The following is a 23306-nucleotide window of genomic DNA, read 5'->3' as shown; positions in this document are numbered from 1 at the left end:
GTCTCCTTTAGGGATGTGGTTTATGGTTTTGTGCAACTCCATTATATCACAGATCTAGAGGAGATTTTTATATTCAGTAACAAAAAAGTGTCGTATTTATACGGCTTTTGGCGTTTCGCAAACGCCTAAATAGAAAACAATATAAAAAGGTGGGATTATGGGAAAAGTTTATTTAAAGACAAAATTTGACAATGAAATGAAAATGGAAATTCCCCACAGTGTAAATATTGCAAATGCAATGTATGGTTTTAGAGAGATGGGAGCTGAGATTATTCCATATCATAAAATTGATGAAATTTATGATAGAGTAAACAGAGAAGATATTGTGCTGGATTATATAGAACAATGTAACAGTATATTCTCAAAATTCGGTGTTGAACCAAGTATACCTGATTATCCTAAAGTAATGAATAAATTTCTTGGAAGAAAAATTTGGAAGGATACAATAAACAGTATTTCAAGAAGTGAAGAAAAATGGTCAGCAGGTTATTTTGTTAAGCCTATAAAGAGTAAGGTTTTTACCGGAAAGATAATAAGCAGCATATCAGATCTTGTAGGCTGCGGAAATCATTCAGAAGATTATGAGGTACTTGTAAGTGAGCCTTTGGATATATGTGCAGAATGTAGATGTTTTATAATTTATGACGAGATAGTTGATGTCAGACCATATGGACTATTACTTGATAGAAGCAGAAAAAGCTATAGATATCATTATGACTTTAAAGTTTTGGATTCCATGCTGGAGGCATTTATCAGTTGGGAGGAAAGACCTGCGGCCTGCAGTTTGGACATATGTGTTACAAAAGATGGGCGAACATTGTTGGTAGAGATAAATGATGCCTATGCACTGGGATGCTATGGTTTGGCAAGTATTTTCTATGCCAAGCTTATTTCTGTAAGATGGAGTCAGCTTTTAGGAGTAAAGGATGAATACCAATTTTAAGATGGATATGTAATATATTAAATATTTGTTAATGAGAGTAAGGGTAAATTAATGGATAATATTTGGAAATCAGGGATGTATGGTTTGATTGTTGCAGATGCAATGGGAGTACCTGTGGAGTTTACTTCAAGAGAAGATAGAAAGAATGATCCTGTAACAGATATGAGAGGGTATGGAACATACAATCAGCCTGAGGGTACATGGTCGGATGATAGCAGCATGGCAATTGCAACCCTTGCAAGTATCAGAGATAAGGGTAAAATTGATTATAAGGATATCATGGAGAGATTCCACGATTGGTGTATGAATGGAGATTATACGCCATTTGATGAAGTCTTTGATATAGGAATAGCCACTTCAAGAGCTATTATGAAATATAGTACCGGAGCCGATCCGTTACAATCCGGAGGTGAAACGGAATGGGATAACGGTAACGGCTCACTTATGAGAATTCTACCTGTATGTCTGTACATATTTGAACAGCAAAAAGATATGAAATTGTCGGATGATGAAGCGATAGATATTATACATAATTGTTCCGCTTTAACACATGCACATTTAAGAAGTAAGACGGCCTGTGGTATATATTATTTTTTAGTAAAAGCTATTTTAGATAAAGACGGAGAATTAATAGAACGACTACAGCAGGGAGTAGATAATGCATTTAAGTATTATAGAGAAAGTACTAAGAGTGAGCTTGACAATTATAACAGAATTATTTCGCTTTCAAAATTTAAAGATATATCTGAAAATCAGATAAGAAGTACAGGCTATGTTGTGTACACACTGGAGGCTGCGATATGGTGCCTTGTAAATACATCTTCTTATGAGGAAGTTATTCTAAAGGCGGTGAACTTAGGTGATGATACAGATACGGTAGCAGCCATAACAGGTGGACTTGCGGGACTTTATTACGGCTATGATAATATACCTGACAAATGGAAAGTCAAGCTACAGAAAAGAGATTGGATAGACAGTTTACTAAATTGCTAAAATTTAATATTTTTACAAAAAGCTGGCATTTTTAATGTACAGCTTTTTGTTTATATTAAAGATAATAAAAACAGGAATTGCTTAGGGAGTATATATGAGGAAAGAAAATTTGGAAATAGCTAAAAATTTAAACTTTATTTTTTGCAGTCATCCACTGAACAAAAAGAGTGTAGATGAGGAGTATCTTGAAGAATATCAGGCAGCAGGTCTAGACCATACTTGTGCATTATTTAGTTATGAAGATTTAGAAAATGGGAAATTGTCGCTATATGGTGAAGATATTGAAGGCTTAACTATATACAGAGGTTGGATGATGTCACCACATATGTATGAGCTTTTTTATAATTTGCTTCAGAAAAAGGGAATACAGCTGATAAACTCACCGAAAGAGTATGCAAAGTACCATCTTTTACCGGGATGGTATAGAGATTTTGAAGGACTTACACCATTTAGTGTATGGAATGAGTCAAGGGATATAGGAGATGCTTTGGAACTTACAGAAGGACTTGAAGGGGCATTTATAGTCAAAGACTATGTAAAAAGTAGAAAACATGAGTGGTATGATGCCTGCTTTATAAAAGATATTAGTGATAGAGAAGAGACTTTTAGGGTAATCAATAATTTTCTTAATCGTCAAGGAGAGAATTTTGAAGGTGGTGTTGTACTTAGAAAGCTTGAAAGCCTTAAATCTATAGGGAATCATAAAGACAGTGGTATGCCAATTTGTAAAGAATACAGGGTGTTTGTTTTTAAGGGAGAAATATTGATTTCAGATAATTACTGGAGTGAGAATGAAGAAGTAAATATATCGGAAGATGAATATATATGGATTGAATCAATAGCAAGTAAGATAGAAAGTAATTTTGTGACTATAGATTTGGCAAGGAAAACTGATGGCAGCCTTATAATAATGGAAATGGGAGATGGTCAGGTATCAGGACTGCAACAAATAGATGCATATGAGTTTTACAGAACTTTTCAAAATCAGGGGAAATAATATGAAAATAGTAATAACAGATAGCGGTATATTATGGAATCCAAGGAATCCTATACTAAAAAAGTATAGGGATCTGGTATTAGTAGTTTACCTTGAAGGTGTAAAGGCTACAGATGAATATGAATGCTTTATATGTCCACATAAGTCATTTGGTCTTGGTATGAGTATGGGGATTGGCAGTAGAGTATATAATGATTTAGAAGATGTGGCAGATGAACTTTATTACAAGTTAAGGTCGGAAGATGATATCTTATTTTTGACTGACGGTGATCCTGCAAGTTTATACCCTTATTATATTATTAAAAATAGAGAGCATCATATGAATATTCATCTTTGGGCAAGTCCACCCTTAAGCGTTGAAGGAAAATGGAGAATGAAAGCTCATGAGGAGATGCTTTCAGATTTATCAGGCATAAAATCAGTTTGTTATATAGATATTCAGGATTATGTAAAGAATGAATATAAGAATTTCGGTGGTCTTTTAGAAGATGTCCAAAATTACTTTGAGGAGATTTTCCCGATTGTAATAGATGGTATAAGTGAGATGGGAAATGAATCTTACTTTGATTTGACTTCAAAGTCATATATTCCATTGGGAAAAGAGCCAAATAAAAATGATAGGTTAGAAAACAGATACTTGCCGGGAGATGTAAATATAGCAAGTATGTATTTTATCGAGGGGAGGGTAAATATCCCCAATCAATTTAGTGACGGTATTTATAGAAAGGATATGACATATAGACAGGTAGCCAGAATAGATGGAAAGAAAATTTGCAATACACTTCGTGAATACAGATTTAAACTGGCACAGATGAACAATATAGAATTTAATTCTGAGGAGTGTAGCTATGTGGGTGCCTGTGCCGGAACCTGTGAAAAATGTGATGAAGAAGCAAAGTATTTAAGTATGAAGTTATCAGAGATTCCAAAGGAAAAGCAAAGGATTCCAAGGCTTGGTATTGAGGAGGTAGAGTAATGTTTGGAGATATTTTATCTATTTCAAGACTTAGGATGGGCACAGACGGAAACGGAATATCTACTTTGGTAGTATTTTTTGATTGTCCTCTCCACTGTAAATATTGCATAAATGATTTCTGTCATAAGCCCCAAAAACCGTTTGTAGGAGTTCAACATGCAGCATTTACCCCTCAGGAGCTGATAGAAATTTTAAGGAAGGATGATATTTATTATTTGATGAGTGGAGGAGGCATTGCCTTTGGTGGTGGGGAGCCTCTGCTACAGTCAAAGTATATTCATAAGGTATGTACTTTGGCAGATAAAAGATGGGCAAAAAGAATAGAAACTTCACTTAATGTTCCTTGGGATAATATAAAGCCGGTATTGTATGATATGGATGAATGGATCATTGATATAAAGGATATAAATAATGATATTTATAAAAATTATACTGGGAAAGACAATAAAAATATGATTAAAAATCTGCTTAAATTACGAAACAAAATATCAAGTGATAAAATCCACATAAGGATTCCAAGAATAGTCGGATATAATAGCGAGTACGATATAGAAAAGTCCATACAGTGGGTAAGAGATAATATCGGAGTAGAACCTGAAGTATTTTCATACATAAAGGCTATAAACCGGTAATTAAATTGTAGTTACTGTACACGGGTAAACTTGTCTTCTACATCTTAAGCTATTAAACTTATTGAGTCTAACACACCGGTTAGGCTCCATATTATCTATTAAAGATTTCCTTGACAGCGTTGTAAAGGTTTGGATTATTTTTTCGTACTCCAAGCAGCACACCCTTGCTCTGACATAATTCTTCGATGCTTTCAAAGCTTTTAAATGTCATTGCAAAAGTCTGCTTCCTCTTATAATCTCTTAAACAGCGTTCTGCTGTATTGTTTGTAGTTGGCACCCTCATATCATGCAGGAAGAGTAGATGTTGCGTTTTATATTTCTGCATCCGGAGATACAGGTTGTATCCATCTCGATAATAAGGACTTGGCTCATGAAGTATGTACTCTTCCTTGGCTTTTTCAAGGATTTCTTGGTACTTTCCTTCAAAGTCAGATACAATTTTGGGATCTAAATGTGCATCATCTGCATGCTCATTTCTGTAATGTACCATTTCCCGGATTAGTTCTCTCATCTTACGGTGCCAAGTCAAAGACGGCTCATTTTCCATGCTGTCTTTCAGATACCGTTGTACATGTGCGAGGCATTCCTGATGGGCATTGCCATACTTATAAAAGGTGATTTCGTGGTCGTGTACCAAAATACCTTGGAAATCCTCTGTTACAGTTCCCTTTACACCTTCATACCCCTTTTTCTCACGGGCGAAGTAAAGGACATTCTGTTCATCCGGTGTTGCACATACATATACATATGCACTTTCTCCGTTTACTCTAGCATTTGTACAGTCTGTATGCATAACCGCAGAAGACAGCAGGTCTGCAAAGATCTTTTTTTGCTCTGCTTGTGTCTTACTTGAAAACTCTCGGCAGAGTTTATTTATCATGCCTCCTGATATTTTCAGTTTTCCACCGGTAAGATCTGACAGAAAGCGTCTGGTTTTGTTAATGGAAACAGCACAGTCTGTGTTTAACAAAAACAAAAGTGCTTTGATGCTGCCATCATAGTTCACGTCGTCAACAACACCACTTGGAAAAGCCGCATGGATTCGCTCTCCGGTCGTAGAATTGTAGTATACATCCGCTTGATATTCTGTTACATTCATAATCAACTCAACAGAAATGAGCTGCTTGACAATAGTCTTATTTGTCTTCTTAAAACCCGGATCTTTTGCCACCTCTTTTGGTGCCGGAAGGCAAACGACCTGAGTCGGTATCTGTTTCTTTCTCCTTTAATGCACGTTTCATCTCCTTCATTGATTCATGTAGTTCTTTAAGTGCGTCTTCATATGCTTCTTCACACCATTTCCATGCATTTTTTACATCCTTATGAAGACCTTCAATCACAAGATTCAGTTGCTTTATCTGCCTACGATACTCATCAACCAACTTCTGATGTTCCCTTCGAATCTGCTTAAAACGCTCACCTGATTTAAAATCGGCAACTTCCTTTTTGAGTATTTTGTTTTCCTGTTATAAAGCACCAATATATTCAAAGGGAATTCTCATTATGACTTCTCCGGTTCCTTGATTATTTTATTCTGATTCTTAACAATCCGCTCAAGAAGATCTATTTGCTCTTTCTGAGCTTCAATTGTTTCCAAAAGTACCTTGTTTTCCTTTTCGTATTCCTTACATAACGTTTTGTGTAAGGCTAAAAGCTGTTCGAGCTTACCGGAAATATGGTTCATATACTCACCTCATAGTATGATTATATCAGAAATGTTGTATTTATGCGAATTTGACAACAAAGTCCCTTCGTTATTTTGCCATGTGCATGACTCTTTAAAAAAACCATGTTCAAGCACGGATTGGGTAGAACTATCCACAAATGGTGGTGAAATCATTTTGTATAGCTTCCTGTATAATTCAAAGTGTAGAAAGTAAATGATTTTACAAAAATAGATACCTAAGTTAAACTGTCATTGCTGACCGGCCAGTTAGCAAATGAGCGGAATAAGGAAGGTATCTACAAATGAATTCTACACAAAATAAGAAGATTGAACAAGTAAAAGAAACAACAATGATTGTCGGCATTGATGTTGGCAGTGAAAAGCATTATTTCAGAGCTTTTAACTGGAGAGGCATAGAACTTACCAGAAAGCCTGTAGCGTTTTCAAACTCTATGGAGGGATTCAACAGCTTTTACAATTCGGTTGTGGAACTGATGCAGAAAAATGAACTTAAAGATGCACTGGTAGGAATAGAGCCAACCGGTCACTACTGGTTTGATCTTGGGCAGTTCATGGGTGAAAAGAACATAAAGTTTGTGATGGTAAATCCGCACCATGTGCATAAGACCAAAGAATTAGATGACAATAGTCCATCTAAAAATGACAGAAAAGATCCTCGTGTTATTGCAGGGCTTGTAAGGGATGGACGATATTTTTATTCATATATGCCGACAGGTGTATATGCAGAACTGCGGAATGCGTCAAACCGCCGGTTTGTGCTTGTAGAAGAACAGACAAGGGCGAAGAACCGTCTGCAGAAGTGGGTTGCAGTGTATTTCCCGGAATATAAGGGGATTTATACACACATAGATGCCAAGGGAGGGCTGCTGGTGTTAAAGCAGGCACCAACTCTTGAGGAGATAGTAAGACTAGGAGTGGAAGGTATCATAAAGATATGGAAAGACGCTAAACTCCGAGGAAATGGGCATAAGAAGGCTATGCTGATCCTGAATGCAGCCATGAAAAGCATAGGATTAAAAGCAGGTCTTACAGAAGCTCGGATGGAGATACAGGATCTGATAGAGGATTATGAACTCCAGACAAAACGCCTTGAACGGGTCAATGACCTGATCAAAGAACTGTGCCAACAGGTCAGGTATGCGGATAAGCTGCTTGAAATAAAAGGTATAGGAATAACAACCGTAGCTGGTTTCATAGCAGAAGTTGGTGATATCACGCGCTTTGATAGCACGAAAGAACTTCAGAAACTTGCAGGATTGGAACTGGTGGCAGATAGTTCCGGTAAGCACGACGGAAAAACAAAGATAAGCAAAAGAGGACGCAAGCGTCTCAGATATCTACTTTTTGAGGCAGCGATATCGGTGGTGGGAAAGAATGAAGAATTCAAAGAAATCCACAGATATTATACTACCAGGGAAAAGAATCCATTGAAAAAGATGCAGTCGCTGATAGCAGTAGCATGTAAGCTGATAAGAGTATTCCATGTGATCCTTACCAAGGGAATCAGTTATGATGCATCAAAGATGTTGAAAGATATTCGACGTCCGGGAGAGCAGTTAAAGGCTGCATAACCGAGCAATAAAGAACAACCATAATGATTATAGGAAGCGTCCACCGAAAGGTGCTGTAATCGTAGTGTTTGGATCAGTGATGAAAGTACAAAGAATGAGCTGGTAGCCGGCAGGAATTTTCTCCAAAGGGCATGACCCTGATGAATAGCTAAGCTGGCACCCTGGTTATGGACAGGCAGAACGAAGGAAGTGAGGACCCACCGTAAGGAGGATAATCCTGTTGGACATGAGAGGTGAGCTGCCATATAGGGATGGGTACACATCGAGGCCATTTAGAACGAATAGTGATGACGTTTTATTTGGTGCACCCATTATTACTATATATCTGCCCTGTATGAGGTAAAGATCACTCCATAACCTTAGTTCTATTCAATGACAGGTATCAAAAAGTATTGAATTTATTAAAAAAACACTTGATTATATGGAGAGGAAGAATATAGATAAAATCTGTTGATAACTTAAATACAAAAAATTTGGTTTTCAGAGTTACCTACAGAAACTCCACTGACCGAATCAATCATAATAAAATAAAAAAATAATTTTCAGCATTTTTTACAATAGAAATATACTACCCGTGTACAGTAACATTGTATTTAATCATACAGGCAACTCCTTTCCTACCTTGTATTTTAATGGCAGGAAACTTATAATAATATGGTGAGTGTAAGCACCATAAAATATGCAAATGGTAAAGACGATATTGATTTTTGAAGAATGAGGATATATATGCAGGTAGTGTGGTTTTGAAACAGGAGGATGGTTAATTGTGAAAGAAAAACACATTACATACGGTGAAAGGGAGAAATACAGAAAAGTTGCAGATGCTTTTGCAGAGCCGTATGAGATTGAAAATATACTTGTTGTGGATGCTGGAAGATACGGTTTTGTCAAGTTACAGTATTATAGACCGCCGCAAGGTTTTGAAGATGCAATTACATCTACGGATAGTCGGAGCATGTTTGAAAACTTGTGGGAGGAATGGCTTGACACGCAGCTTTTTCTTCTAGCAAAAGGAACACCGATGGCAGGAATGGGATATAATTAGATATTCCGGTGTCTGCCAAAGGAGAAACAAGAGGAACTTATGAATAGAAAAGCCGGATTTGCAAAAACGGCAGGAATAGAATAATCAGGTAACAGCGTCAGGGCAGTTATTAGTGAAATACTTGTAGCTGCTTTTTTGTGCTTTTGGACACGATGTCCAGAAGTGGGAAGGAGAGATATATAGATGGAATCAATGAGAGATATTAACAGGGTAATGGAGTGTGAGATAGCGAAGGGGAGCAGCCCTTTGAAGCTGGATTATATTGAATTTGGAGATTATTCGTATCAGGAGATTACGTCAAGAGAGAAATTGCTGGAGTTGTTATTGTATTTGTTGTAGATAGGTGATTTCAAGCAGTATGCCGGAAAGACTATCCTAAATAATGTTTATATGTACCTGAGAGGGAAAAAGCCTGTATTTAAGATCCAAGACAGCCATAGAGAGAAATAATATATTTGCAACAATCAGGAGGTATGCAAAGAAGCTAAAGCCGCAGTATAATGGAGATGTATATTTGGAAACGGTCAGATGTTATTTCGATATACCGCAAGAAAATCTGGAAAAGTGCCGATATACATATCAAGGGAATGAAACATACGCCTTCCTGATGTCGGACAAGTATATCATGGCATTGTATACGCATTGTCTAGTGGCGAGGAAAGAGGCTGCTATGTATTATATACAGATTGAAGGCTTTATGGAAAAAGAGTATGGGATAGTCGGGCTGAAGAATGTGGGGGATATTTTGTTTCAAGCGTTGTTGTTGGATGATGTAAAATGGGATGGTGTAAGAATGGTTGCTAATTTATATGTGATTTATACAATTAATCACATTAGGTAGTGGAAAGGATTGGAAAAATGCATATGGTCGATGAAATGAAATTAGATCAATATATGATATGCTTGGAGGTTGTAGATTATTACCCCGATGCAAATATAATATTTTGGCTAGATTATTTGGAAAAACATGTTCAAGGTAAAGTCCACATTCTGTCATATAGAGCAATAAAGCAAGAAATACAAAAAAAGTATACTGGTAACAAATTTGTATGGATATTTGGAATGGTTAAATCTTATGAAGCAATTGGAAAGTATATTGGAGAGCAAAATAAAGAGGATGCAATTGTTATTGTTGGAGGAGAACGATTGGCATGTTGTTGTGTCGAAAAGGCTATATCAGCATTAAAATTTGAAGATAAGTATTCAAAATTGCATTTACAAGAGGACGAAGATTGGACTGATTTTTCAAAAAATATTGATAAATTATACGGAAAGTATCAGTCAGATATTAGTGGGTTAGTACTCATTTGTAATGTTAATAATACTATTGCTGATAGGATAAACAAAGAATTGGAATCTTCAAATAATATGAGTATAAGTAAGACAGAAATTCTTGGATATAATTGTGAAAGTTCTGATAATGCAACGAAAGTTTTAAGAGAAATAAAGAATAAATCGTTGCAAGAAGCGTTAGAGATAATTAAAACGAATGCAGCTACAATGGATTCAGAACACATTATTATGTGTAAAGCGATTGCATATCATAGTAATGGGGGTATTACTAAAACAATTGAGTTATTAAAATCAATATATAAGACATTGTCAAATGAACAAAAGCTTTTTCTGGCAGAAATGTATATTTTGCAGAATTCTAAAGAGGAAGCAAAAAAAATATTTGAAGAAGTGTATAGTGAAGATAGATGGGAAAGAGGATTATTTGAATTAGGATTAGATATTTATAAGAAGGATGAGAAAAGATATAGGGATATTTTAGAAGAAGGAATTATCTATCAGCCAGAAAATATATTTCTTATTGAAAGATATGCGAATTTTCTCGTAGATCAAGAAAATCATAAGGAAGCAGCTAGCTGGTTTAGAAAAATAGATAAACCGTATTTTGAATTGATAGCTAGGATAAATGATTTATTGGCGGAAGAACAGACTGATATTAAAATTGTAAAGTCGTATATTTTTGAAATTGTTGAAAAAAATCCGGATTTAAAAAATATAGCATTACTCAAAGTGGCATTATATGCGAAATCGAAAGGACATTATTATAATGCATATAATTTACTCCAAGAGGCTGATTTGCATGAAGTAGATGATACTACACAAGATATATTGGAACACAAGATAGATATTTTAAAAGACTCTGAAAGAGCCTGTAAAGCATTAGGGAAATTAAAGCCTTTTCGAAAAGAAAAAGATTATGCGATTTTATTGGAAAAGCGATGTTCCCTTTTATTAGAATGTATAAATTTTTTTGCTAACATTGAAAATGGATATTATCATTGGCGAAAACTATTGGAGTGTCAGCAAGTTGATATATGGAATATATCTTTAAAAAAACGTGTACTTGGCTGTATTAAAGAATTAGGAAAAATTGATTTTGATAGAATGTTGCCTGATTCATATATCAGCAATTTGCAATTATCTGAAGAACATTTAAATTGTGATACAGCAATTATTTGTTTGAGAAAAAGTAATTGTGGAGAAATGTCGCCAGAAAAATTTGGATGCACAAGAGAAGAACTTGTAAAAGGAAGTTGGGGGTTAATAGAAGACGAAGGGACAACTATTCAAAGAATTTGGCTTAGGTACTATTGTTCTATTGGAGCATCTTTTTTGAGTGAAAATCCGCAGGAAGCAACATCCTTTTCATTAAGTATATTAGAGTATGGAAAAACGGTAGATTCTAGTGAACAAAAGTTACTTGTAGCTTTATATTTAATGGCATGGGCAAATGTACAGTTTCGTTTGGGGAATACTATTGAAGGTGTTGCGTGTGCAATTGTTTCAATTAAACAGTTGTTGGTTTTGAAAGAAGTTACGCCAGTTCTTGAAGAAGGATTAAATATTTTATCAAAATATTTGGGAATGTATGATGAACTTTATTCAGAAAATGAGAAAAATGATGTTGTTGAAAGTATTGAAGTGCTAAAAAAATATAATGAGTCTTTAGAACCACTTCATTATAAGTATTCGGACGATGTAACTGAGATTATTCAAAATTATGAAGGAAGGGTAGAAAATCACGAGAAAAAAGATAGCCACTGGCTTTTTGATTTAAGTAACCTTATTGCGGGAAAAGTGAAAAATAAAGAGTATGATAAAGCAGTAAAATATATTACGGATAATTATAATTCGATACACGAATTGCTAAATCAACGTAGAGATATAGCTGCAAAGTTATATTATTTGTGGGGTGATTTGTTAATTAAGACTGGTGGAAGTATTGAAAATTTTTTATTAGGATTAGAAATGCTTGACAATGCTATTATTCAATTACAAAAAAGAAGGCAAGTTTATCATCAGGAAGAAAGAGCTGCTTTAGCTCAGGAATATGACCAAATAATAAGGGAGTATCTTTGCTTTAGCGGCATATATTATGCTGTTAAAGATATTGAAGAAGAGACTAAGCGAAAATTGAGAAAAGAAATTCTTGAAAAGATGTCAATATGTCTTCCACTGTCTGTAATAGAACAGAAGAATTATTATTTGAAGAATGAAATATCAGACGAATTGGATAAAAAGCATTGCAGATTACAGCAATTAAAAAGAGAATATGCAATTATGCTAAAAGGTAATAGAGTAGAGGATAATGATGTTCAGACAATAGCAAGGGAAATAGAATTTTTATCAAAAGAATTAATAAATAAGCATCCATATTATATGCCTCTAAATAAATTTGAAGGAACAAATTGGGAAGAATTGAAAAAAAATTTGAAACCAGATGAAGTGGTGTACCAGTATGTATTGACGGAAACGGCAATGGTAAGCATATTGGTAACAGATAAATGGATTGATATAAGAACAAAATTTTTTTCTGCTGAAGGGGATACTCCTTATAGCGGTATGAAAAAATATGGGCAGATAATTGAGAGTAATATGTCTAGTGATGATGAGATAAAATATTATTCTTCTGTGATTACCGATGTTGTTGCGGAACACTTGTGTGAGTATGTATTTAACCATAAGACAAAGAGTGTTTATGTAATTCCTGATATTTCTAAGAGTATCTTTCCGATTGCAGCTGTTCAATATAAAGGAATATATTTGATTGATGAGGTTGAAGAAATTGTAAATTTTATCGATTATGTACAATTAATTAATTCTTTAAATACTGAGTTGGATGATATAAAAATTGTAAACAAAGTTTTTGGGAAAAGGGAAGAAACGTCAATTCACCATATCAATAAGTGGTTAGAAGAACATATAATGGATAATGTGGTTAGTATTACAGATTGTTCAGATGATTTACAAGCAGTTTCAATGGAGTGTAAAAAAGGGAAGAATACGTTGATTGTATATGGTCATGGGGTAAGGGAGCCTGCTTCTGAACTTACTGAAGGGGCTCAATCAATAGAAGGTGCAAAAAGTATGATTCAAATTAGAGAGGTACTAAAAGAGGTTTGTATTAGTAATTTTATATTAATTAGTTGCGTTGGGGGCACTCCAAATAGTAATAATCCAGAAATATCTTCTGGAACATGGACAAGTATTTTTGAACGTTTTAATGGTAACATTATGACATGTAGGTGGAGTGTTCCGACAAGAGATACGATTAGTATGATGGATAAAATATATGATAATCTTTTAAATAAGAAAATGCGTTTCGGAGAAGCGTTGGTCAAAGCACAGCGAGATATGAAGAATAGTGGGAAAAATCAGTTAAGCTGGGCTGGTATAGAATGTTGGATAAACTAAAATTTATAATATAATAACAGCGTCAGGGCAGTTATAAGTCGAGAGATTTGTAGCTGTCCTTTTTTTAGGTTCTTTGTCAAATGTTGGGGTGGGTTGATTTTCAACCCACTCTTTTATGATATTTCATAGTTTTATATTACTAATATAAGGGATGTGCTATTCTCATAGTCACGGTTTAGCTGTGCCAAAAGTTTTTTATTTCTACCTTGTTCATCATACAGCTGAGTTTTTAATTCGCTGTTTTCACGGCAAAGGTCAGTAATCTTAGACAATGCCTGTTCCCTGTCACGTTCTGATAACAACCACTTCTTTTCCTTTAATGCACGTTTCATCTCCTTCATTGATGCACGTAGTTCTTTAAGTGCATCTTCATATGCTTCTTCACACCATTTCCATGCATTTTTTACATCCTTATGAAGCCCTTCAATCACAAGATTCAGTTGCTTTATCTGCCTACGATACTCATCAACCAACTTCTGATGTTCCCTTCGAATCTGCTTAAAACGCTCACCTGATTTAAAATCGGCAACTTCCTTTTTGAGTATTTTGTTTTCCTTTTCGTATTCCTTACATAACGTTTTGTGTAAGGCTAAAAGCTGTTCGAGCTTACCGGAAATATGGTTCATATACTCACCTCATAGTATGATTATATCAGCAATGTTGTATTTATGCGAATTTGACAACAAAGTCCCTTCGTTATTTTGCCATGTGCATAACTCTTTAAAAAAATCGAGGTTCAAGCAAGGATTGGGTAGAACTATCCACAAACGGTAGTGAAATCATTTTGTATAGGAAGAATATAGATAAAATATGTTGATAACTTAAATACAAAAAATTCGGTTTGCAGAGTTACCCACAGAAACTCTACTGACCGAATCAATCATAATAAAATAAAAAAATAATTTCCGGCATTTTTTACAATAGAAATATACTACCCGTGTACAGTAACATTTGCACAAGAACTAATCAATTTTCTTCCAATATCTTAAATGGAATATCTTTTTTCTTTGGTCTCAGAACACCATTATTAATTTCTAAATTTCCATATGATCCCAATACATCAATTTCTCCGTTTTTTTGTTTCCCTGCGATCACTTCCACGTTACCATTGTTCTCTCTTATAAACATATCTAGTGACCCCATCTGTTCATATTGAGTTTTGCATAACATCACCATCTCTTTTGGATTATACTTAAAAGCAGATAATGTTATGATATAGCGACCAAAACCATAGCCTAGACGTGTAATTAATTCATCTTCGCCATCAGAATCTATATCAGAGATTACAAATTGATCATAGTTAACTAATATAATATTGTTGTATTTATCAATTATAAGCTTTGCTGGTTTAATTTTATCTGTGTAAACATAAAAGCCTCGCAGACCTAATTTTGTAGTGGCCTCAGAAATATCATATTCAGAAATAGCATATATTACATCATCCGAAAAAAAATCTCTTATAATATCTTCATATTTTTTGATATATTCAAATGAATTATCTCTTTTCCCATTATAATAATCAATGACAACTTCTCGGTTCCCCACATCATCTATTTTACTGTCTGTTATTACAAGACCGTCAAATCCGTTAAAATACATAGAAACAGGAGAACCTGATGTTGCCGGTCTTAGTACCTGCCAATTGCCTTCTTTTAGTTTTTTATAATATTTCTCAAGGTTTTCGCTATCTGTTGTTATTAAACTAATCTTATATTTTGTACTGCTGATAATCTTACATGAAATTTCCGGAACCGGAAAATCAAAATCATCCGACTTTAATGTGTGCTCAAAATTATCTGTTGAAATATCACTTGTTTCTAATACATCATGATTTTGTACTTCTTTTTTATGTGTAACACTCCTACACCCTGACATTATAAGTATCACACAAAAAATACATATGATTCTCATATCTGCTTACTCACTTTCTTCAAAGATATTTACACAATGTCTATTTTTAAGTAAAATCTAAATACATCCGCTTTTTTCTAAATTTATAATTTGCAGTAAATACTTTTACTTATTTTCTTTTGGAAAAAAGTAGAAGATTTAAACCACTTTGTCCAAATAGAAAATTTTAATATTGTTTGCTAGAAACACAATGTATAATATATAATTTAAACCTGAATTATTTATCACAGTAGATTTGTCTTAAAAAGCCTACAAGATAATTGTTTTATAAAGCTATCTCGTTCGTAAGTTGGAAAATCACCTGAAAAAAAGGCGCACTATCCCTATGCATCAAAAATAGTCATTTAATATTGGATTATCAAGGCTCATAAGTTACTACTATTCCAACTGTGGCGGTAGTTTCCTAATATTTGAAATCGTTTCATAGAATTCTTTCTTATAGGGGCAACTGCTACACAATTTGAGTACTATATATCTTGCCTTATTTACTACTTTTAGCAACTTTAAGCGAATAGTATTGACTTGCTGCTTTCTCATATTTGCAGAGAGCACCAGTCGCCTAAACCAATTAAACAGGTTGTATGCAAGAACATGTACCTGTAAACGATTTGCATTGACTACCTTGGTACGACTGCTTACTGAAGAAAAATCAAACCCTGATTTTCCTTCTTTTATGAAGTTCTCCATCTTGCCACGACCACAATAAAATTGAATTACTTTGTGTGGTTCTGATTCCATTGTAGTGACAATAAAAGTATATAGGTGAATAGACTGATTATAGGGTTTTTCTACTTTAAAAGCAACTCTCCTTGGATGCGACCAACTTCCTGCCTGATAATAGAACTCACCGCATTCCACCATATAATCCGTTTGATTTTCACGGGCTGCTCTAAATAACGCTGCATCAGCATCTGCAACGTATTTTATCAATGTTTGGTTTTGCTTCAAGTGGATTGCATACTTACAGTCGTTATCTTCGCAAGCTTTGTATAAATCAGGAGAAGCAAAACCACTATCACCACGAAGATAAAGAGGGAGCGATGGATATTTTGCACGATATTCCTGTAACAGTGGAATCATGAATTTGTCAGCATCATTGCTACAATACTGTGTGCCGTTACGAAGTTCAGCCTTTAAAAGATCACCTGTAATTCCGTCATAGCAAAGTAGTTGATGATAACTGTGAGCCTGATAATGAAAGTTAAAACCTTCTCCTTCCTGCTTGCCGTAGGTGTTAAGCAGTGTAGAATCAAGGTCAAACAACATGTGCTCCGGCGCCTTAATAGAATAGACAATATCTCGCATTTTTGCATTTATAGAATCCAGCTGTGTAAGAGTGTCGTTGTCCATTCTATTCCAAAAACGAGATAGTGTAGATTGAGAAGCCAAGGCCTCTTTTTCCAAAATAGATGTTAATACCGGATCATTAGTCAGTTCATCTGCACAATCATCTTCAAAATAGGCTGCTATAATTTGGTAGAGCATCTGCATAAGGTTATCAGGATCTGTATGAATACGGCTTTTTGTATAGTCATTGGTTTTGAAGAGCTTTTTCACAAGCTTTATAAGACCTACCTTTGCAGCGAATTCTTTGATGAGGATTAGCCCTCCATCAGAAGAGAGATTTCCACCGTTAAAATTTATTTTAATTTTCTTGTTGCTTTCAAGTGAAATAGTGTATAAAATTGGCATAAGAGGACTTCCTTTCCTTGGCATTGTTTTGATTTGACACCTTAATTTTACTAAGAAAGAGGTCCTTTTCTATTCACTTTTTAGGTGAAAGTAAGAAAGTTTTGTAAATGCAGTAATTATGTGGCTTTCAGACGCAGATATAGCTATGCTATGAATAATTTAGGTTTAATGTTGTAAAGAAGGCAGGGGTTAAAGGAGATTTGATTCCAAAGCACAACCATGCTGAGGCATATATAATATTTACTGTGGTAAAGGGAGCGGTAAGGGCATTTATTAATGATGAAGAGATCCATGATTTAACACCGGGAGATATACTGTATTTTGACGGTGATAATTATATAAACATAGAGTTTTTAGAAGACGGAGAATTTTTTGTAACCCTTATTAATAAATAACTTAAGCAAAAAGGCTATCAAACAGTGTAATTTTGCTGTTTGAAGCCTTTTACTTTATATTTAATGGAGCTTCATATTCTTTTCTATTACTAAAGCTTTATTTATGGTGTAATTATAGCTGATAGGTTCATCTGTATCAAAAGAATAATACCTCATTATACTTTCTGCAGAAGAATGGAGCTTTTCTTTAAGCTCTTTATCGGAACTGTTTTTCCAAGCCTTGTAAATGATAGGCATTGCAGCCATATCACTTTCCTTAAGATCATATATATCATAGTGTGGCAGATTACCGTTCATATAGGCATTAAGGTTATACCGGGCAACCACTGCGTCTATATTGGCAAGGCAAAGAAGTACAAAAAGTATATTTCCTGCATAGAAACTTAATTTGGTAACAGGAAAGTTCTTCTTAAATTCTCCCATTATGATAAAGGCAAATACAAAACATAAGAAAATCATAAATACACTTGGAATTATGCGCAGTGTTGTAAGTCCATAAGTTCTTATATACAGATACATCTTGGCAAAGGCAACAGATATAAGTACCAATGTTAATATTGAATTTAGGATTATATGAATACGCATATACTTATTATTTTCATTTTTAACTGATAAAATCTTAGCTACCGCAATAAATACTATATTGATTAAGGCAACAGCCAGAAGTTCAAAAAATCCTCTTCTTGCATAGTCTGAATAAGTAAAATCAGTCGGTAAAGAACCGCCTAAAATATCTATAAAATATATAGCCTGTATGCCTATAAAAAGAATATAAAAGCAGCAAATAACGACATTAACTGTGTATAAACTAAGTCTTGGTATGGAGGCGGCATTATCCATAGTTTTATTAAACTTATCTATATTAAAGGACTTTGAATTATCCTCTATGGAGCTTCCGTAGATAAGTGCGTACAGGTAGGTTGCCATAGGTAGTGACCATATAAGAGTTCCGATATTTTTAGGAATACTGATATTGAAGTTAAATAAATTGTCAAAAATATTTTTAAAAGTAGCATCTGCACTTGAAAGCAGGAAAACGACAATTATTATAAATGGAGTGCCAATCAAAAGTCCGAGAAAAATATGCAAAAAGTACTTAGTCTTTGTACTTGAAGAACTTTTTCCCCTCTTTGAAAACATGCAAAGCCAAAAAGAAGTAGCGTTATGTATAGGAATAAGTACAAGTGCATTGATATAGTCGTATAATATAAGTGCTGAAGTTTCACTTTTTATAAGCTTGTTAAATACCGTTACAGGAAGGTAGATAAGCATAAAATCCATAGCGATTTGCATAAATATACTAAGGGAATAGTTATAAAAAACAGTAAAGCTTATGGCTAAAAGTATCATAAGTACCGATAAAATAATACTTTCACTATTGAGCTTAACTGCCTTTAATTTAGCATATACAAGCACGGAGATAACATAAAGTACTATGTATGCGGTAGCTCCCAAACCTAAAGTTACTATATCTGTATTTAAGTTATAATATTTTGTGCATAAAAATGCGAGTATAAATACAACGGGCAGCATTATTATATCTATCGTTTCAAACTTATATTTAGGCTCTTTTTTTATCGGAGCCTTGTTTGAAGTTGCGGACTCCATATTAACACCGGCGATGGAAGTACTTGCACTTGTAGTGTTGTTTAAACCGTCAGCTACATTATTGTTTGCACTTGTGTTTACAGTATTGTTTGAATTGTCAGCTACATTATTGTTTGCATTTACAGTTACATTATTGTCTGAATTTATAGTTTCGGCATTATTTGAATTTATAACTGTAGAATTATCTGATAAATTTTCGTTCATGTTAAAAACCTCCTTTAGTTTTCGTCAGGTACATATTCCAGTATATCCGCAACTTGACAGTTAAGTTCTCTGCATATAGCCTCCAAAGTGGAGAATCGTACCGCCTTGGCTTTATTATTTTTTAGAATGGACAAATTGGCAGCTGTGATACCTATTCGCTCTGCAAGCTCTCCGGCAGACATCTTCCTTTTTGCCATTACCACATCTATATTTACCATAATCATAACTTTTCTCCTTATATGGTATACTCATTTTCTTGCTTTATTTCTATAGCCTCTGTAAAAACATTCTTAACTACTCTCAGTATAAGAGCCATAAATGCAGAGCCTGTAACTAGTAATACAAAAGGCAGATAGAAAAATGTTAAAATGAAGCATACAAATGAGACAATAAAACAGCACCATGAAAGTAGTCTAAGATACTTGACATTTTCTGCTATAAATACTTTGGACTTATGTATGTTACATAAGAGCTTATATAGGAGAAATAGGGCGGCATAGGCAAGTATGTCAAGTATGTAGACTGTAATCATACTGAAAATGATATACTTTCCGATAAGTTCTTCATTGGAAAGAGGAATATAAATGCGCCTTAGGATAATAAATTTTATATCATGGTGTATGTAAATATTAAGCAGTATACCCAGTATGGCAAAAACAAATACACATACCTTAGATAAAGCTATACTTTTATTTTGTGTCCAATTCATCACAACCTCCTACTTTACATATAGATATTTACAAACTGCAAAAAATATTAATGCTAGGAGCATGATAACACATAATTTAATGTTTGACAATAAAAATATATTGTTATTCAATAAAAAAATATTGAAATTCATTTAAGAGTTGTTTGTTAAGATGAGTTGTAGGGTGATATTATTTATTGAAATATTTTGTAATCATATTATCATAATTGATTCAAACCTCCTATTCATCAAATTGGATCAGTATGTTGAAGCTTCGATATTGCAGATAATAAAATGATGGTTTATGTGCTTAATGTACCGGTGGAGGTGGAGAGGTGTGGGTACACTTTTACTTAATGCCACATCCCCTATAGGAACGACTATTTTTAAGATTTGAGATAAAAGTTGCTTCTCCCCAACTCACCTTCCCCTTAGCAATATAAACAATAGCTATTTATATACACCAAACTTTTTATACAGCTATTCCTTGCGAGCTAATGTTTCTGTTCAATTGTTGCCATCTAATTATTGCTGTTTAATTTAACCATTGTTTATGCTGACAACTCCCCGATAAACCATTATTTTGTTGGCCAAAGTATTAATTTTTTAACATACAGATCCTATTTTGAATGCGGGAAGTTTGGATTAGAGAAAATATCGGAGTTGAACCTGAAGTATTTTCATACATAAGGGCTATAAACCGGTAATTAAATTGTAAGATATAGAGCATTTTTTATACTCCAAGTATAATGACAAATAACTTTTACTATGTTATTCTATCAATAAAGAAATTTGGGCTGATTATGCCCGGAAAGGAAAAGACATGAGAACAATGAATCGTTTTGACTATTTAAATATTGAACGCCGTGATTACGCGCTCCTTAGTATGCCGTCTAGGAAGGGCTTTGTTTTGGTGTACTCATTAGAGATAGGTCAAGTACGAGAAAATTGTTTGTATAATTATAGGCATAGGTAGATACTATACTAATATTAGATAAATGTTTTTGAGGCCGCTTACTCTAAATGGGTAGGCGGTTTTTTTATGTAAAGGAGAAGATATGGATAGAATTGAAATAAAAGGTAGAGTAAATACAGCTGTGTGCTATGCAAAGGTTGTAGAGGATGAGGCAATAGAGCAGATAAGAAGAATGTGCGATTATGTAATAACGGAAGGATCAAAAATCCGTATAATGCCTGATGTTCATGCCGGAAAGGGATGCACTATAGGTACTACAATGACTATACAGGAAATGGCAGTTCCCAATATAGTCGGAGTAGATATCGGATGCGGAATGTATACGGTAAAACTTGGAAATGTTGAAATAGATTTTGAAAAGGTAGATGAGGCTAATCATTATATTCCATCTGGAATGAATGTATGGGAGGGCAGACAGGAGCGCTTTGATTTAACAAAGCTAAATTGTTTCAGATATTTGAGAGATTCAAGAAGACTTGAGCGTTCACTTGGTACATTGGGAGGTGGAAATCACTTTATTGAGATCGATGAGGCAAGTGACGGATGCAAATACTTAATAGTACATTCAGGATCAAGAAATCTTGGAAAGCAGGTTGCACAGTACTATCAGAGATTGGCGGCAAACTTAGATAGAGGGTATGATACTTATTTTAAAAAAAGAGATGAGATAATAAGAACTTATAAGGAGCAGGGGAGAAAAAGTGAAATACAGACTGCTCTAAAAGATCTTCATTGGAATGTATATGAGTCGGAAACAAGCATGCCTGATGACTTATGCTATGTTTCAGGAAAATATCTGGAGGAGTATTTAAATGATGTTGAGATTTGTCAAAACTTTGCAAAAAGAAATCGTGAGTTGATGGCAGAAATTATCTTAGAAAGAACCGGAATGAAAAATCTTGAGTCATTCCATACTATTCACAATTATATTGACGTGAGTGAGATGATCTTACGAAAAGGTGCTATAGCGGCACATAGCGGTGAGAAGGTCTTGATCCCTATAAATATGAGGGACGGAAGTGTTTTGGCAGTGGGTAAGGGTAATCCTGATTGGAATTATTCAGCACCTCATGGAGCCGGAAGACTTATGTCAAGAACTGCCGCAAAAAAGAATTTAAGTTTAGATGAGTACAAAGAGACAATGAAGGGGATCTATTCCACTTCTATAAATGAAAACACATTGGATGAGGCTCCAATGGCATATAAAAGACTTGAGGATATCATAGATGTTATAAAAGACTCTGTAGATATCATCGAGGTAATGAAACCAATTTATAATTTTAAGGCTTCTGAATAGAAAAGAGTAACTCTTTCCTATCCGGAAGCGGAAAGGAAGAGTTATGTTTATTTTTCCTACCATTGATTTGGTAGCTACAGGAAAAAATATTTTGAGACTTAGAGAAGAGTCAGGACTTAGTGTGAGAAATTTGCAGGAAATATTTGGCTTTGCCACCCCACAGGCGATTTACAAATGGCAACATGGCACAGCAATGCCAACTATAGATAATTTGATAGTACTGTCAGCAGTATTTCAGGTTTCTCTGGATGAGATTATCATAGTAGAAACAAATACACAAATAAGTGCATAAACCCGGGTATATACCGATTTTAATTGACTGTGTATATGCAAGATATTAGAATAGCTTAAAAGAGAGGTATGTATGGGAATTGAAAAATTGAGTAGAAAAACGGAGATAGAGTTAACAAATATGTGCTTAATCTGTGACGGAAGCAAGGTTTTGGTTCAGGAAAAAACAGGAACAGGTGGTTTGGTATTCCCGGGAGGTCATGTGGAAGAAGATGAGTCACTCCTTGAGTCCGTTATCAGGGAGATAAAAGAGGAGACGGGACTTACTATTGAAAATCCTATAGCCTGCGGTTTTAAGGACTGGATACAGGAAGACGGAACAAGATATTTGGTGCTTTTATATAAGACTGATAAGTTTAGTGGAGAACTGAAGTCATCAAATGAAGGAAGAGTATTTTGGGTTGACAGGTCAGAATTAGACAGTATAAATTTGATTTGGAATATGAAAGATTTGATGGAGATATTTGATTCTGACAGATATAGTGAGTTCTTTTTTAAAATTAAGAATGGAAAATATAAAGGTGAATTACTTGGATAGTATGTAGTATAAATTGGTTCGGATATTTATCCGAATCAATTTTTATAAAAACTAATTGACAGATATATTTTTTTATGTAATACTGTGTAATTGAGTTAGGTAGCACTAACAAAAAGCGTTATAAACAATTAATTTTATTTTATATTCATGGAGGA

20 protein-coding genes and 2 pseudogenes are annotated in these 23306 nt (G+C 34.4%); 14 read left to right on the top strand and 8 right to left on the bottom strand.

All coding sequences use genetic code 11. The annotated features are described in order from the left end of the window. Positions 1-157 precede the first annotated feature (157 nt). The 5 genes from EHV10_RS07460 (at position 158) to EHV10_RS07440 (ending at position 4541) form a co-directional block, all read left to right on the top strand. Positions 158-943 carry an ATP-grasp domain-containing protein gene (locus EHV10_RS07460; RefSeq protein ID WP_128674105.1) on the top strand — a complete coding sequence of 262 codons (786 nt, stop codon included), beginning with the start codon at positions 158-160 and terminating at the stop codon, positions 941-943. A gap of 51 nt (positions 944-994) precedes the next feature. Further along, a complete protein-coding gene (locus EHV10_RS07455) occupies positions 995-1936 on the top strand; it encodes an ADP-ribosylglycohydrolase family protein (RefSeq protein ID WP_128674104.1) in 942 nt (313 codons plus the stop codon). A 94-nt stretch (positions 1937-2030) separates the two neighbouring features. Beyond that, positions 2031-2933, top strand: a complete 903-nt coding sequence (locus EHV10_RS07450) for an ATP-grasp domain-containing protein (protein ID WP_128674103.1) — start codon at positions 2031-2033, stop codon at positions 2931-2933. A gap of 1 nt (position 2934) precedes the next feature. After that, on the top strand, positions 2935-3909 hold the full coding sequence (locus EHV10_RS07445) for a membrane receptor RagA (protein WP_128674102.1): 975 nt from the start codon (positions 2935-2937) through the stop codon (positions 3907-3909). Further along, positions 3909-4541, top strand: coding sequence for a radical SAM protein (locus EHV10_RS07440; protein WP_128674101.1), 633 nt, complete (start codon positions 3909-3911; stop codon positions 4539-4541). Before EHV10_RS07445 ends, EHV10_RS07440 begins: the two co-directional genes overlap by 1 nt. 91 nt (positions 4542-4632) lie before the next feature. On the opposite strand, the pseudogene EHV10_RS07430 reads toward EHV10_RS07440, so the two are convergent. Both EHV10_RS07430 and EHV10_RS07425 read right to left on the bottom strand, forming a co-directional pair. Beyond that, a pseudogene (locus EHV10_RS07430) lies at positions 4633-5995 on the bottom strand (IS66 family transposase). A 47-nt stretch (positions 5996-6042) separates the two neighbouring features. Then, positions 6043-6225 (bottom strand): hypothetical protein, encoded by a 183-nt coding sequence (locus tag EHV10_RS07425; protein ID WP_128674100.1) that lies wholly within the window; start codon positions 6223-6225, stop codon positions 6043-6045. A 284-nt stretch (positions 6226-6509) separates the two neighbouring features. Here EHV10_RS07425 and EHV10_RS07420 point away from each other — a divergent pair, with 284 nt between their 5' ends. The 5 genes from EHV10_RS07420 (at position 6510) to EHV10_RS07405 (ending at position 13551) form a co-directional block, all read left to right on the top strand. Continuing rightward, positions 6510-7799, top strand: coding sequence for an IS110 family RNA-guided transposase (locus tag EHV10_RS07420; RefSeq protein ID WP_128673762.1), 1290 nt, complete (start codon positions 6510-6512; stop codon positions 7797-7799). Between the two features lie 766 nt (positions 7800-8565). Further along, entirely contained in the window at positions 8566-8844 is a 279-nt protein-coding gene (locus EHV10_RS07415; protein ID WP_330508500.1) for a hypothetical protein, read from the top strand. 183 nt (positions 8845-9027) lie between these two features. Next, positions 9028-9183, top strand: coding sequence for a hypothetical protein (locus EHV10_RS14960; RefSeq protein ID WP_243116100.1), 156 nt, complete (start codon positions 9028-9030; stop codon positions 9181-9183). 175 nt (positions 9184-9358) lie between these two features. Next, positions 9359-9685, top strand: a complete 327-nt coding sequence (locus EHV10_RS14955; protein WP_243116099.1) for a hypothetical protein — start codon at positions 9359-9361, stop codon at positions 9683-9685. Positions 9686-9708: 23 nt separating this feature from the next. Next, the gene (locus tag EHV10_RS07405; protein WP_128674099.1) at positions 9709-13551 is read left to right on the top strand and encodes a tetratricopeptide repeat protein; all 3843 of its coding nucleotides are present in this window, start codon (positions 9709-9711) and stop codon (positions 13549-13551) included. Between the two features lie 152 nt (positions 13552-13703). Here the strand turns inward: EHV10_RS07405 and EHV10_RS14950 are convergent. The 3 genes and pseudogenes from EHV10_RS14950 to EHV10_RS07390 form a co-directional block, all read right to left on the bottom strand. After that, positions 13704-14168 (bottom strand): annotated as a pseudogene (locus EHV10_RS14950) (hypothetical protein); the annotation flags it as partial. 349 nt (positions 14169-14517) lie between these two features. Next, positions 14518-15426 (bottom strand): hypothetical protein, encoded by a 909-nt coding sequence (locus EHV10_RS07395; RefSeq protein ID WP_243116097.1) that lies wholly within the window; start codon positions 15424-15426, stop codon positions 14518-14520. Between the two features lie 414 nt (positions 15427-15840). After that, positions 15841-17154 carry an IS1380 family transposase gene (locus EHV10_RS07390; protein WP_128674097.1) on the bottom strand — a complete coding sequence of 438 codons (1314 nt, stop codon included), beginning with the start codon at positions 17152-17154 and terminating at the stop codon, positions 15841-15843. A 200-nt stretch (positions 17155-17354) separates the two neighbouring features. Between EHV10_RS07390 and EHV10_RS07385 the strand changes: the two genes are divergently transcribed. Next, positions 17355-17549, top strand: coding sequence for a cupin domain-containing protein (locus EHV10_RS07385; protein WP_243116096.1), 195 nt, complete (start codon positions 17355-17357; stop codon positions 17547-17549). A 60-nt stretch (positions 17550-17609) separates the two neighbouring features. Here the strand turns inward: EHV10_RS07385 and EHV10_RS07380 are convergent, their stop codons facing one another. The 3 genes from EHV10_RS07380 to EHV10_RS07370 are packed head-to-tail and all read right to left on the bottom strand — an operon-like array spanning position 17610 to position 20070. Further along, entirely contained in the window at positions 17610-19361 is a 1752-nt protein-coding gene (locus EHV10_RS07380) for a DUF4153 domain-containing protein (protein ID WP_128674096.1), read from the bottom strand. A 14-nt stretch (positions 19362-19375) separates the two neighbouring features. After that, complete coding sequence (locus EHV10_RS07375; RefSeq protein ID WP_008750796.1) at positions 19376-19585, bottom strand: helix-turn-helix domain-containing protein; 210 nt, start codon at positions 19583-19585, stop codon at positions 19376-19378. An 11-nt stretch (positions 19586-19596) separates the two neighbouring features. Further along, on the bottom strand, positions 19597-20070 hold the full coding sequence (locus EHV10_RS07370; RefSeq protein WP_128674095.1) for a DUF2975 domain-containing protein: 474 nt from the start codon (positions 20068-20070) through the stop codon (positions 19597-19599). Between the two features lie 1037 nt (positions 20071-21107). On the opposite strand from EHV10_RS07370, the gene EHV10_RS07365 reads away from it, so the two are divergent. The 3 genes from EHV10_RS07365 (at position 21108) to EHV10_RS07355 (ending at position 23151) form a co-directional block, all read left to right on the top strand. Then, positions 21108-22322 (top strand): RtcB family protein, encoded by a 1215-nt coding sequence (locus EHV10_RS07365; protein WP_128674094.1) that lies wholly within the window; start codon positions 21108-21110, stop codon positions 22320-22322. Positions 22323-22365: 43 nt separating this feature from the next. Then, entirely contained in the window at positions 22366-22614 is a 249-nt protein-coding gene (locus tag EHV10_RS07360) for a helix-turn-helix domain-containing protein (RefSeq protein ID WP_128674093.1), read from the top strand. A 72-nt stretch (positions 22615-22686) separates the two neighbouring features. Further along, positions 22687-23151: an 8-oxo-dGTP diphosphatase gene (locus tag EHV10_RS07355; protein WP_128674092.1), complete on the top strand. Its 465-nt coding sequence runs from the start codon at positions 22687-22689 to the stop codon at positions 23149-23151. The last annotated feature ends 155 nt before the right edge of the window (positions 23152-23306 follow it).

It is taken from the genome of Lachnoanaerobaculum gingivalis (genome assembly GCF_003862475.1).
GTDB lineage: Bacteria > Bacillota > Clostridia > Lachnospirales > Lachnospiraceae > Lachnoanaerobaculum > Lachnoanaerobaculum gingivalis.
Note: the sequence above shows the minus strand (reverse complement) of the source record. Positions and strands in the feature narration are given on the sequence as shown.